Annotated in this window: 8 protein-coding genes, 1 rRNA gene and 1 other annotated feature; of the genes, 6 read left to right on the top strand and 3 right to left on the bottom strand. The window is 37.0% G+C overall.

All coding sequences use genetic code 11. The annotated features are described in order from the left end of the window. Together G558_RS0108075 and G558_RS0108070 are read right to left on the bottom strand one after the other, a co-directional pair. Nucleotides 1–171, bottom strand: a 16S ribosomal RNA gene (locus tag G558_RS0108075); the annotation flags it as partial. Between the two features lie 407 nt (nucleotides 172–578). Continuing rightward, the gene (locus G558_RS0108070) at nucleotides 579–2,168 is read right to left on the bottom strand and encodes a bifunctional ADP-dependent NAD(P)H-hydrate dehydratase/NAD(P)H-hydrate epimerase (protein ID WP_028829726.1); all 1,590 of its coding nucleotides are present in this window, start codon (nucleotides 2,166–2,168) and stop codon (nucleotides 579–581) included. Nucleotides 2,169–2,230: 62 nt separating this feature from the next. Next, nucleotides 2,231–2,566: a binding site (T-box leader), on the top strand. A gap of 110 nt (nucleotides 2,567–2,676) precedes the next feature. Between G558_RS0108070 and G558_RS0108060 the strand changes: the two genes are divergently transcribed. From G558_RS0108060 to tig, 5 genes are all read left to right on the top strand, one after another. After that, a complete protein-coding gene (locus G558_RS0108060; protein WP_028829725.1) occupies nucleotides 2,677–3,204 on the top strand; it encodes a tryptophan transporter in 528 nt (175 codons plus the stop codon). Nucleotides 3,205–3,410: 206 nt separating this feature from the next. Continuing rightward, a complete protein-coding gene (locus tag G558_RS0108055; RefSeq protein WP_028829724.1) occupies nucleotides 3,411–3,761 on the top strand; it encodes a hypothetical protein in 351 nt (116 codons plus the stop codon). A gap of 151 nt (nucleotides 3,762–3,912) precedes the next feature. Then, nucleotides 3,913–6,522 carry a calcium-translocating P-type ATPase, PMCA-type gene (locus G558_RS0108050; RefSeq protein WP_028829723.1) on the top strand — a complete coding sequence of 870 codons (2,610 nt, stop codon included), beginning with the start codon at nucleotides 3,913–3,915 and terminating at the stop codon, nucleotides 6,520–6,522. A gap of 43 nt (nucleotides 6,523–6,565) precedes the next feature. Beyond that, a complete protein-coding gene (locus tag G558_RS13415; protein ID WP_051188592.1) occupies nucleotides 6,566–8,872 on the top strand; it encodes an HD domain-containing phosphohydrolase in 2,307 nt (768 codons plus the stop codon). Between the two features lie 105 nt (nucleotides 8,873–8,977). Further along, entirely contained in the window at nucleotides 8,978–10,024 is a 1,047-nt protein-coding gene (gene tig / locus G558_RS0108040; RefSeq protein ID WP_028829722.1) for a trigger factor, read from the top strand. A 71-nt stretch (nucleotides 10,025–10,095) separates the two neighbouring features. Here tig and G558_RS0108035 read toward each other — a convergent pair whose 3' ends face one another. Then, nucleotides 10,096–11,937, bottom strand: coding sequence for an FAD-dependent oxidoreductase (locus tag G558_RS0108035; protein ID WP_028829721.1), 1,842 nt, complete (start codon nucleotides 11,935–11,937; stop codon nucleotides 10,096–10,098). A gap of 186 nt (nucleotides 11,938–12,123) precedes the next feature. Between G558_RS0108035 and ptsP the strand changes: the two genes are divergently transcribed. After that, nucleotides 12,124–13,839: a phosphoenolpyruvate--protein phosphotransferase gene (ptsP, locus tag G558_RS0108030; RefSeq protein ID WP_028829720.1), complete on the top strand. Its 1,716-nt coding sequence runs from the start codon at nucleotides 12,124–12,126 to the stop codon at nucleotides 13,837–13,839. Nucleotides 13,840–13,866: the final 27 nt, after the last annotated feature.

The following is a 13,866-nucleotide window of genomic DNA, read 5'->3' as shown; positions in this document are numbered from 1 at the left end:
GATGTGTTATCCCAGTGACAAGGGCAGATTACCCACGCGTTACGCACCCGTCCGCCGCTAAATTTAACTCTTTCACCCCCGAAGGGGATCTGCAATTAAACTCCGCTCGACTTGCATGTGTTAAGCACGCCGCCAGCGTTCATCCTGAGCCAGGATCAAACTCTTAAATTTAATGTTTGACTGGCCGGATTAAACATCCGACATATCTATTTTTGTTATCTCAATTAATTGAAATTACGGTTTGTTTCTTTTTGTAGATGATTGCCTTGCGGCTCACATCTATAAATGGTTTGTATATTCTGCTGTTTAGTTTTCAAGGTTCATGTTGCGCCGCTCTATCTTGTTTTGTTTGTGTTGTTGTTGCTGTGTTTTGGCGACTTTATTAGTATACTAAGATTTACTATAAAAGTCAACATTAATTTTCATATTTTTTTTGAGACAATTTTCATATTTGAATATTATTTTGTATACAATGAAAATAATTCGTTTTAATGGAGTATTATTCTTTCTTTTTTGTCTCTTGTGTCATTTTTTGTGTATTTTTCCGAACTATATCCTATAAAAAAACATTTAAAAAATTATATCATTTTTATAATATCTGTTGGGATCATGTTGAATATATTCTTTCCGCCTTCAATTAATTCATCTGATGCTCTTCCATGACAATAGACTGTATCAGCTATAACCCTGCCTGTGATAGTATTTATATTGCATTTTTCTTTTGCTTCCTTATATATATGCATTTTTTTGCTTATTCTAGCCAATCTTCCTCCTATCATTCCTGCGAGTATATCTCCCGATCCGCCTTTTGCAAGACCTTCGTTTCCACTTTGGTTTACATACTGTGTGCCATCAGGACAGCTTGTTATTGTATTTGGTCCCTTCAGTACTAAATATACTTTATATTTTACAGCAAAATTTCGAGATAAGTCAAATCTGTTTCTTCTTACATAGTCTATATCCTTTGAGCACAGCCCGGCCATTTCTCCCATATGAGGAGTCAGTACTGTAATTCCTTTTCTACTGATAAGTGACTCTTTAATGTCTTTAAGAAAATGCAGGCCATCTCCATCAATCAAAAGATTGTATTCTGATTTTAAAAGTTTGTCTATAAGATATTTTGAATTCTGATTTCTTCCCATTCCCATTCCAACTGCTACTAAATCTGTGTTTTCCGGAATTTCTACATCTGTAAGGGCCCCTTGTGATTCTTTACAATCAAGATACATACTTTCTGGAATCAAGATTTGAGCACTTATTCTACTGTCTCTTATTATTGCCAGTGATATCAGACCCGCCCCTGAACGTGCACATGCCATGGCTGACATAAGAGGGGCTCCTGTCATATTCTTACTTCCTCCAATTATTACTGCTCTACCATTTTTTCCCTTATAATCGTCTTGATGTGATATCAATTCTTGAGTTTTATAAGCTTCATGCATACTCTTGTCCCATAGATATGTGCCTGGCTTACTTTTTTCTGTTTCTTGCCTTATCCCTGCGTCTATTATTTTTAATTTTCCATAGTTCTGAGCTCCAGGATGAAGGTAGGCTCCTATTTTGGGAAATTGTACGCTCAGAGTCAGATCTGACCTTATGCTGCAGGGGTTGTCTGCACAATCTGGGTCACTTCCACTTGGAATGTCTATAGATATTACTTTTGCTGGAGAGTTGTTTACCATCTCTATGATGGTTCTGTATGGCTCTTCTGCAAGACCTATGCTTCCTGTTCCAAGCAAGGCATCTATTATATAGTCTGATTTTTCTATGGTCTTTTTTAATTCTTCCAGGTTATTATGGCTGAATTCATTTAATGTAAAGCCTGAGTTTACAAATGCCTTCATAGCTGTCAGTGCCTGGTTTTTTATTTTAGCAGGCGAAGCGCACATCCATACCTTTGGTCTTAAGTTTCTTCCATGCAATCTCCTTGCAAGCACAAGTCCGTCTCCCCCATTATTGCCACTCCCACACAGGATTGTTAATGAGGGCGCATGCAATTTTGTAACATTTTCTGCTTTAAATTCATGAAATGTTTCTATTATGTATTGTTCTATTTCTGTAATCATAGCTTGGGCTGCACATTCCATGAGGGCATATCCTGGTATGCCTATTTTATCCATTGTATACCTGTCTGCCTGATGCATTTCTTCTTTATTCATAATTTTCATGTTTTTCCTCCAAAAAGTCTTGACATATTATCATTTTAGCGTTAATATTGGTTTAAATCAATATAAAGTCTTTGATTAGAAGTAAGTAACTTAAATAAAGCTTTCAGAGAGCCGGGGGTTGGTGAAACCTGGCAGTGTAGTTTAAGCGAATGGGTCTATGAGATTCTCGGCGAAAGTCTGTTGTGATTATTAGCTGAAGACGTGGTCCTCACGTTATAGAGGTAGGGTATGTCTGTACCTGAAATAAGATAATGCTTTACATATCTATTCGACTTGCATACCCCGATTCTTTGAATTGGGGTTTTTTGATACACAAGTCTCTGACAGAGTTTTCTGGATTAGATTGGCAGTAAAGTATTAACAAGGATGGCACCGCAAATGTTCTATTTGCTCCTTATAAAGGGGGAAGTATGTACGTTGGGCGGTTTTTTTGTTTTCCTGCTTATTTCCGAATTAACAAATCTAAAAAATTATTTATTTCGCAGGAAGCGAAGAAGGGATGTCTATTATGAAAAATTCAAATTTTACAACCAGAAATCTAGTTCTCTCAGCGGTACTTTTAGGTATCGGATTTGTTCTTCACGCAATAACTCCGCCTCTGTTTTTCGGCATCAAGCCTGATTTTATGCTTGCATGTATGTTCATTGCAATTATCATAAATCCTGATTTGAAAAACACTGTAGTAACTGGTTTTGTCGCTGGCATTATAGCTGCAATGACTACAGGCTTCCCTGGGGGGCAGATTCCTTCAATTATAGATAAGGTCTCATCTGCTATATTTATTTATCTTATGATTCGTATTTTCTCGTCCATCTTTGTTGATGAAAAAGGAAAACATATATTCACTGCTCTTCTAAGCCTTTTGGGAACTATAGTAAGTGGTGTCATATTTCTTGGATCTGCGCTTTTGATGTTTGGACTGCCCGCTCCTTTTTCTGCTCTTTTTGTAACAGTGGTTATTCCAACAGCAATTGCAAATACCTTTGTTTCAGTAATAATATACAAAGCATTTTCTTCAATAAAAACATACGCATAGACTTTTGGAGGCAAAACGCCTGTATTGTACCGCCCTTATATTATATAAGCTTTAATACATTTTTTTAAACTGTCATTTTTTGAAAATTTATGCTATACTATTAATATAAACAGTTTGCAAGAGCATATACGACCCGGTGTTTTTTCAGCACAATCTGGCTGAAAAAACACTTTTTTGTATGCTTTTTATAATAAGGAGGTGAACCCATGAATCTTATAGATGAAAAGGTGCAGCATTCTCAATTTGGAATCGGTCGGATTACTTCAAACTCGGGTAACATAATAAAAGTCGAATTTGATGAAGATACAGGTGAAAAGAAATTTTCATATCCCGAAGCTTTTGAAAGCTATCTAAAAATGTGTAACCCCGAAAGTCAGGAATATGTTTCAAAAAAACTCGGTGAGCTACATAAGGAGATTTCCAAAGAGCGCATCGAAAAAGAACTTGAACGTCTTCGTGACGCTGAGAAAATGGCGTTAGAAAAAGCAGCACTAAAAAAAGCTGCTCTCAAAAAGAAAGCTGCAGAAAAGTTAGCTGCAAAAAAACTAAATATCTAATACTATTTGAGATATTTAAAGAGTGCTTCAAAAATCCACGTGATTTTAATCTGAAGTTGCTCTTTTTTTATGTCCATAAATGTCGTATTTATGTTATAAAAGGGGTATAAATTTAATAAATGTTTTATTATTTAAGGAAAGGCGGCCTGATTTGAACCCTAATAGTACTCCTTTAGACAATCTTCTCACAGCCCTTGCCAGCGATCCAGACAAGGGCCTTGATAGTAGTTCTGCTGCAAATCGCCTCAACGAATACGGGAAAAATGTCCTTAAAACTAAAAAAAATAAATCATATTTCCAAAGATTTGCAAATCAGTTTAAGGATATTATGATAATAACTTTACTTGTAGCTGCGGCTATATCTTTTGCAATATCTATTAAAAGTCTTGACTCATCTGGCTTGTTTGAACCTGTACTTATACTTCTCATAGTAGTACTCAATGCTACGGCAGGCGTTGTACAAGAAGGAAGGGCCGAAAAAGCACTCGCTGCCCTTAAGACTCTTTCTTCAAAAAATGCCAGAGTCATAAGAGATGCTTCTCAATCAATTATCGATGCTTCATTGCTTGTTCCTGGGGATATAATAATACTTGAAGCTGGCGATATTGTTCCCGCAGATGCCAGGCTTATTATGGCTTCTTCTCTTCGTTCTGATGAATCAGCCCTTACTGGAGAGTCTGTTCCTTCAGAAAAAGATACAGCTTTTATCCCAGGTCCAGATGCAACTGCAAGCGATATGATTAACATGGTTTTTTCAGGATGCAGTATAACAGGAGGTACTGCTAAAGCCCTTGTTACAGCTACTGGTATGAATACAGAAATGGGTAAAATTGCAGACCTGCTTGCAGGTGAAGATGATACTCTTACTCCTCTTCAAAAAAGGCTTTCAAATTTGGGAAAATATCTTGGCATAATTGCAATTATATCCTGTATAATAATTTTTATAACCGGGCTTTTAGATGGGATTCCTTTAATGGATATTTTTATGATATCTGTGTCACTTGCAGTATCTGCTATACCTGAAGGACTTCCGGCCATAGTTACAGTTGTCCTCTCACTGGGTGTCCAGCGTATGGTTAAACAAAACGCTATAATAAGGCATCTTCCTGCTGTTGAAACACTTGGAAGTGCTTCTGTAATATGCTCAGACAAGACCGGCACCCTTACACAAAATAAGATGACTGTGGTCAGTGCTTTTACAGCGGGCTCTGATTCACTTTTTGAAATAGACAAAAATGAAAGTGAAGAACTCCTTAAACTCCTTAAGTTTGCATCACTTTGCTGCAACTCCACTATGGTTTATGAAGGTGATACAGTTAAGCACATAGGTGACCCCACAGAAACTGCAATCGTCGCATCTGCTTACGATAAGGGCATTATAAAAAATATAATTGAAGCTGAAAATCCAAGGCTGGCTGAAATTCCCTTTGATTCTGACCGCAAGCTCATGACCACTATAAACAAGATGTCTGACAAAAATATAGTTATTACAAAAGGAGCTTATGATAATCTTATCACCAGATGTATACAAAGAGAGCATGAGTTTTCTTCGGATATGAATGATGCCATGACCAGTGATGCTCTTCGCGTAATAGCGGTGGCATACAAAGAAATTGATTCACTCCCTGACGAACTTAGTTCTGAAAATATAGAAAATGGACTTATCTTTCTTGGTCTCATTGGAATGACTGACCCTCCAAGGCCAGAAGTAAAGGCAGCTGTAGAGGTTTGCAGGAATGCAGGCATAAAACCGGTCATGATAACTGGTGATCATCTTTCAACTGCTTCTGCCATAGCGGGGGAACTTGGTATACTTGAAAAAGATGACCTTACCCTTACCGGATCCCAGATGGAGTCCCTTTCTGACGAGGAACTCGATTCTATGGTAGCTGATATATCTGTTTATGCCCGTGTTTCCCCAAGAGACAAGCTCCGTATAATAAAAGCATGGCAAAAAAGAGGTGATGTGGTGTCTATGACAGGTGATGGGGTAAATGATGCTCCTGCACTAAAAGCTGCAGATATTGGGTGCGCCATGGGCATCACAGGCACAGATGTTGCCAAGGAGGCTTCGGATATAATACTTACAGATGACAATTTTGCCACTATAGTAGAGGCTGTGCGCGAGGGACGTGGAATATACGAAAATATCAAAAAGGTTGTGATATTTCTTATTGGTACAAATATAGGTGAAGTTTTTTCTGTATTCATTGCAATGGTCCTGTGGAGAACGAGCCCTCTGCTTTCTACACAGCTTTTATGGATAAATCTGGTTACAGATAGTTTCCCGGCAATAGCCCTTGGAATGGAAAAAACCGATCCTGAGATTATGAAGCTAAAGCCAAGGTCTCCTCATGAAGGATTTTTTACAAAATCTTCTTTAATAAGGGTGCTTCTTCAAGGACTTATGTTAGCTATTTTAACTTTATTTGCATTTTGGTATGGATCTAAGACAACCACTAGCATTGAATCAGGGCGTACAATGGCCTTCCTCGTGCTTGCACTGTCTCAGATATCACAGGCTTTTAATATTCGCTCAGAAAAATCTTTATTTAAGACTGGTGTCTTTAGCAGTAAAAATCTTAATATCGCATCATCTATATCTATTTTTTTAATGGTCATAGTGGTTTTTACTCCACTGCGAATATTCTTTGGCCTTACAGTACTTTCACCATTTCTTTATGCCATATCCATGCTTCTGTCTCTTGTTCCTATAGTTGTTATGGAAGCTGCCAAATTTGCGGGATTAATAAAAAACTGACATAGCAATTTTACTTTACTTTGTATTTATAGGAGATAATCTCATGTTAAATATTTCATACAAAAAAATAATAGATAAATCTCCAGTTGGCTATGCCCTTCATGAGATAATCTGCAATTCTAAAGGACAACCATGTGACTATATTCTTATTGAAGCCAATGCCGCCTTTGAAGTATATACAGGTCTTAAAATTTCTGATATACATGGAAAAAGAATAAGTGAAATCCTTCCCTATATAAAAAAAGACTCTTTTGACTGGATCTCATTTTATGGAAACATAGCTCTTAATGGGGGTGAAAAAGAATTTCAGCAGTATTCTGGTGTCCTTGGAAGGTGGTTCACTGTAAATGCTTATTCACCTGAAAAAAACTACTTTATAACCTTCTTTACAGATATAAGTGAACATATCAAAAAACAAAGTGATATTCAGGAGCTTCTTTACGAAATATCCAGGGACTTTGTTAACGTAAAGACCGAAAATATAGATCAGGCTATTTCTGATTCTCTTGAAAAACTTGGGAATACTATTGAAGCAGACCGGGTTTATATTTTTCGTTATGACTTTGACCGTAATATCTGTTCAAATATCTATGAATGGTGCTCAGAAGGTACAGCTCCTAGAATCAATACACTTTTGGAAATTTCTCTGGATCTTATCCCTGAGTGGGTGGAGCGCCATATAAGTGGAAATCCACTTTTTGTAAACGGAGAAACTGACCTCGAGTATATTAAGGAAAGAAAGCATCTTAGGCTTGATGAAATAAAAAGTCTTATTGCTGTTCCCATCATATACGATCATAAACTCTATGGATTTGCCGGATTTAACTCAATCAAGAATACACACCTCTACTCCAGCCTTGAGCATAATCTCCTTCAGAATTTTAGCCAGCTCCTGCTTTCAATTATGCTGAGAAAAGAAATGGAAGATTCTGTATATCTCAAAAAGGAAATCTTTCGCACAACTCTTTTATCAATAGCAGATGGGGTTGTATCAGTGGACGTGGATGAAAATATAATACTCATGAACGAAGCCGCAGAGAAGCTCTGTGGAATATCTTACAAAGAAGCTCAGGGAAGACCTATAAAGTCTATCTTTAATTTTATAGACAGTGATTCAAAAAAACCATATGAAAATACCGTTGATAATGTAATCAGGACAGGATTGCCTGAAAAGGTTTCAGGCAATTTGTCTCTTATCAGTAGAGACGGACGTGAAATTCCTGTCCAATATAGCGCTTCCGCTGTTAAAAACAAAAAAATGCAAAAAAAAGGAGCCGTTATAGTCATAAGAGATGCCACCAGCGAACGAAATATACAAAAACAAGCTGAATATTTGAGCTTTCATGACCATCTTACCAAGCTGTACAACAGAAGATTTTTTGAAGAAGAACTCTTAAGGCTTGATACCCTGAGAAATCTTCCTATATCTTTTATTCTTATGGATGTTAATGGACTAAAGTTAACAAATGACGCATTTGGTCATGAAATGGGAGATCAGCTTCTGAAAAAAATTGCAGATGTAATAAAAAAAGAATGTCGAAACGATGATATAGTAGCCAGGCTTGGAGGGGATGAATTTGCAGCCATACTTCCAAAAACTGACATCGAACAGGCCAGACTCATTATGGACAGGATTAGCAATTCCGCAGCTAGAGAAAATCTTAATAATGTAGTAGTGTCTTTAGCAGTTGGATGCAGCTCAAAAACATCTCCTGATCAAAATGTAGATGAGATAATGAATATAGCTGAAAACAATATGTATAGTAACAAGATAAGCTCAGGCAAAAACATGAGAAAAATGACTTTTGAGCGTATCGTAGACAATTTATTTAAAAAATATAAAAATGAAATAGAGCAGACAAGTGCTATGGTAGAACTCTCAAAAAAAATAGGAACCGCCATGAATTTTTCACAAGACCAGTTGTCTAATCTCGAGATTGCAGCTCGCTATCATGATATAGGCAAGATCATAATTTCCCCACAGCTGCTCAACAAAAAAAGAGGCCTTACACTTGAAGAATACGACCTTGTACAGAGACACTCCGAAGCAGGCTATCAGATAATGAAGTCTCAAGAAGAGTATTCTTCCATAGCTATTTATATACTTTCACACCATGAAAAATGGGATGGGAGCGGTTATCCCCGCAATCATAAAGGGCATGAAATCCCACTTTTATCGAGAATACTGGCAATAACAGATGCCTACACCGCTATGACATGCAATAGCCCTTACAGAACAAAGCTCTCAAAAGATGAAGCTGTAAAGGAAATCATGGATAATTCAGGACTGCAGTTTGACCCGGAAATAGTTGACATATTTTTAGATATTGTTTTGCATGAGGATCTTTAGATAGGTAAATCCTTTCCATTTTCCACATTTCTATGTTAAAATTATAATATTGTCTTGTTTCAATAAGTAAAAAATACCATATTTTGTAAAACGAAAGGATTAAAAATGAAAAAAAGTAAATTAAAGTTTCTATCACTTACTCTGGCATCACTAATGTTGCTTGCGGGGTGCTCCGGGTCTGCTGAGACTGCAACAACTAAAAATATAGACCAATATATAAAGCTGGGTGAATATAAGGGTCTTAAATATACTCCTATGTCAGTTGAAGTAACTGATATTGAAGTTGAATCGGAAATATCAGCCATACTTGCCAGCAGTCCTACTTTGAATGTCATCAAAGACAGACCTATCCAAAATGGCGATATTGCTAATATAGATTACGAAGGGCTTCTCGATGGAACCGCATTTGAAGGCGGAAGCGCTAAAGGCTATGACCTTAAAATAGGTTCTGACACATTTATACCTGGATTTGAAGCCAAGCTTATAGGTGTTAATTCAGGAGAAAATGTAGATATTGATATATCTTTCCCTGAAGATTATGGCAGCCCAGACCTTGCAGGCAAAGCCGTAGTTTTCAAAGTTAAAGTAAACTCCATAAAAGAAGAAATAGTTTCTGAGCTCAATGAAGAGTTTGTAAGCAAAAATTCAAATTTTGACACTATAGAAGACTATAAGGCAGATATAAAGGCTTCTCTCCAATCAGAAGCAGACTATGCAGACAAGCTTACTCTTCTTGGAATGGTCGTTTCTTCTTCTGAAGTTGTAAAATATCCTCTAGATCAGACACAGGAATATATTGACGCAATGAACAAAGACATAGAAGAAACAGCTGTTCAGTACGGAGTTACAACAGAAGAGTTTCTAAGCACATACCTGCAGATGACTCCTGAAGAGTTTCAAGAAGATGCCAAAAAAAGAGCTGAATCAACAGTATCAGAAGAGCTTGTTATGCTTGCTGTCTCAAAAGCCGAAAAAATCAAAGTAAGCGATGAGGAATATGATGCTGCTATTAACAAATATACAAGAGCTTTTGGTTTTCCAACATCTGATGAACTTGTAGCCCAGTATGGAAAAGACTTGCTTAAAAAACAGGCACTCTATGACAAGGTCCTGAATTTTCTGCTTGAAAATGCTGTAAAAGCTGAAAAATAATATTTACAAAAAATAATACTTTTAAAACAAAGATACCGGTAGAGGAATAACTTCCCGCGCCGGTATCTTTCTTATTTTTTTGGTGCTTTTTTTACAATACCTGCCATTATACAGTACATATCTTCATTGATCAATTCTTCTTTATCTCTGATTTCTTTGTAGGCAGATTCACTTATTATATAAGCATTTTTGAGCCCTTCAACGCTTGTGAAATCACGCTTCATAGTCTTGTTTGCTATATTCATCATGTCTTCAATAGTAATGTATGAATCTTTTTCTATATCTGAGAGAAAACTCCTGTCCATTTTGTTTATAGAATTGTTCTCAAGAAGATAGAGCATGCTTTCAAGACTTTTATATGAAGCTTTTTCTTCAAGTCTGTAATTGTTATCATAATTCATACTAAGAAGCGCTCTGCTCCTTAGATATTTTATCTGTTCTTTTGCATAACTGCCTTCAACCGGGTTGCTGTTTTGATATTCTACCAGCCTTACTCCCTGATCAAAGAGCATGTTTCTGGTCATAAGAAGAAGTTTATCATTTCCAGATATTTCTGATACACCTATGTTATTGTCTATTATGACCTTTGACATTACTCCAGCTGCTTCTCCCATACCCATAAGCACTGGTACAGTACGAGCACTTCCAAATGCCACCGAATCAAACCCTGCACATTTGCTGGGTACAAATATTCCATCTGCATGTTCTGGTATCATCATTCCCGCACTTATTCCATATGGCCTGGTTCCTGAAAGTATTGTTCCAGAATCACCTTTTTTCTTTGCCTGAATATCTATGGGATAGCTTCCAGAAGCAATAAAGTTCTTTGGAAAGCTGTTATCAAATACTGCCTCAGCCGTAAGGGTTTCCTTTGCTATGAGATGCCTTGTCTCTCTAAAGTAAAACTCTGGAGCTACATCTACAAAGTTGATGTTTTCAAAGCCTTTGAGATTGTTTCTCATATATGGCACTACATCTTTTTGGATTCTTTCCCTGGCTTGGAGCCTTATCTGCTCATCTGCTTCCTTATCGTAAGGGTCCATATCAAAAATCTGAAAAGCATTTATAAGAACCGTTCCATCGTCTTGAAGTCCCAGATTGAGTCCTCTCATCTGCATCTTTGGATTATCTACCGGGCAGTTGAACATCTCTTCGTATCCCCAGGCACTGGTTCCGCTGGCTCCGGTGTTAGGATCATCATCATAGTTAAGATTTTCTTTTACCTTGTCCCAGTCAAGTCCATCTATCTTGAAGACAAGCGTGGTTGCCTGATATTGGTTTTTTAGTCCCAGGTCTTCTTTACCCTCAAGAAATTTTGCTCCTGCTCTCATAGCTATATCAGCATTTGGAGTACAATCTATAACTACCTTTGCACTGATATGCTCCGGATTTGTATCTTTATTGAGTGTGATTTGAGAAAGCTTTGATTTACTGTCATATATATAATCAAAAGAATTGTCATCGGTAAAGACAACTTCTGCCCCACTTTCAGATAATATGGTCTCAAAAGCTCTTCTTGCTGCATTTATATCAAATGCTTTTCTTTTCCCAATAAGCTTACAGAATCTGTCAAATATACCATGATTTAAGTAATTTTCGGGATAAAATCTTGTATCAAATATGCTGTTCTCATTATCAGGAGCATAATTGAAATCGATCATATTAAGCCACCCCAAGGTGTACAGGCCTCCAGGCACTTGCCTTCCAAAATCTACCATAAGTGTCTTTAGTCCATTTTTTGCTGCACTAGATGCCGCAGCAACCCCCTCAGGATCACTTCCAAAAACTACAACATCGTAGTTTTTCGTCCTTTCATTCGCATATGTATCCAATGTATGCATTTCAAAAATTCCACTGACCAGTGCAAGCATTGCAAGCATGACAATCAGTATTCTTTTTTTATAGGCTTTCATGTTCCCTCCATTTGTTTGATTTTTGCTTTACTACAACTTTTACATTATATCCTCAGTGCTAGCTGTTGTCAAACAAGGAAATCGTTTACTGTCTATATCTCAAAAAAACATTGTTTAAATGGTATTTTTACTTTAAAATAATAGTAATATAGTTTCACAAAAGTTGTAAAATTAAGGAGATAATATATGATGACAGGTATAGCCGCTTCCGATGGGATCGCAATTGGTAAAGTGCTTCTTCTAAAAAAAGAAATCCCCGTTATAATGAGAACTGTAATTTCAGACTCAGAGATTAAGCCTCATATTAAAGTTCTTGAAGATGCCATAGAAAAATCCATATTTCAACTTAAAAATATACAGTCTGATTCAGATCCTGAAATGATCAAGATTCTTGACTCCCATATAATGATGCTTGAAGATATTGAATTTCTAAATGAAATCAGACTTAAAATAGAAGAGGGTAAGCAAGATGCAGTATCCGCAGCCGATGAAACAATTCGATTTTTTGCAGATATGTTTCGAGGAATGAAAAATGAATATATGAAGGAACGTTCAGAAGATATAACAGATATAGGCTACAGGCTTATCATGAATATGCTTGGAAGAGAGATCCATTCTCTTCGCTCTATAAAAGAACCCGTTGTCATAGTGGCACATGATATCACTCCTTCAGATACTGCTCAGATGAAAAAAAATCTGGTACTTGGCTTTCTTACAGACATAGGGGGAAGGACATCTCATGCAGCAATTATGGCCAGATCCCTTGAAATACCCGCAGTACTTGGACTTGGAAATATAAGCTCACTCGTTCAAGACGGCGATACTTTATGTTTTGATGGAGCAGAGGGCACTATAATTATAAATCCAGACCCTAAGACCATACAAAAATACTCTAAAAAAAATTTACAGCTTCAAAAAGAAAAAGATCTGCTGTGCATATTCAAAGATCACAGTTCTATTTCCGCAGATGGGCACAGAGTGCAAATATGTGCAAATATAGGAATTCCTTCAGATGCAAAAAGAGCAGACGAATACGGAGCTGAAGGCATAGGGCTTTACCGTACAGAGTTTCTTTACATGGACAGAGCCGGCTTTCCCAGTGAAGACGAACAGTTTGAAGCCTACAAAATAGTGCTTGAAACCATGGGAAACAGGCCTGTAATAATACGTACACTTGATATAGGGGGTGACAAAAATCTTCCATATCTTAGTATACCAGAAGAAGCTAATCCCTTTCTTGGATACCGCGCAATGAGGATTTTTCTAGACAGACCAGAAATTTTCAAAGTACAGCTGAGGGCTCTGCTCAGAGCCAGTATATATGGGAAGCTTCGAATAATGTATCCCATGATATCATGTGTCGAAGAAGTAAGAGCTGCAAATCTCATACTTGAAGAGTGCATACAAGAACTTGATGCAGAAGGCATAAAATACTGCTCTGAATTTGAAAAAGGCATTATGATTGAAATTCCTTCAGCTGCAATCGCTGCTGATCTTATAGCCGATGAAGTCGATTTTTTCAGCATTGGCACAAACGATCTTATACAATACACCTGCGCAGTTGACAGGATGAACGAAAAAATAGCAGGACTCTACAATCCATTCAATCCGGCAGTACTGAGACTTATAAAAAATGTTATAGATGTAGCACACGATAACGGGATATGGTGTGGAATGTGTGGAGAAACTGCTGGCGACAGTCGTCTTATTCCGCTTTATCTAGGAATGGGTCTTGATGAATTTTCTATGAGTGCAAGCTCTATGCTAAGAGCAAGAAAACTTATTTCGAGACTCTCTTATGAAAAAATGCGCTTGATGTCTGAAAAAGTTCTCAAAATAAAGACATCCGATGATATTAAATTCTTTATAGCCCAAAATTCCATATCTGAAAATCCTTTATAGGAAAATATAAAAAACCACAGAAAAATT

The organism is Proteocatella sphenisci DSM 23131 (assembly GCF_000423525.1).
GTDB classification, from domain to species: Bacteria; Bacillota; Clostridia; order Peptostreptococcales; family Filifactoraceae; genus Proteocatella; species Proteocatella sphenisci.
This window is presented reverse-complemented; position numbering and strand designations above follow the sequence as displayed.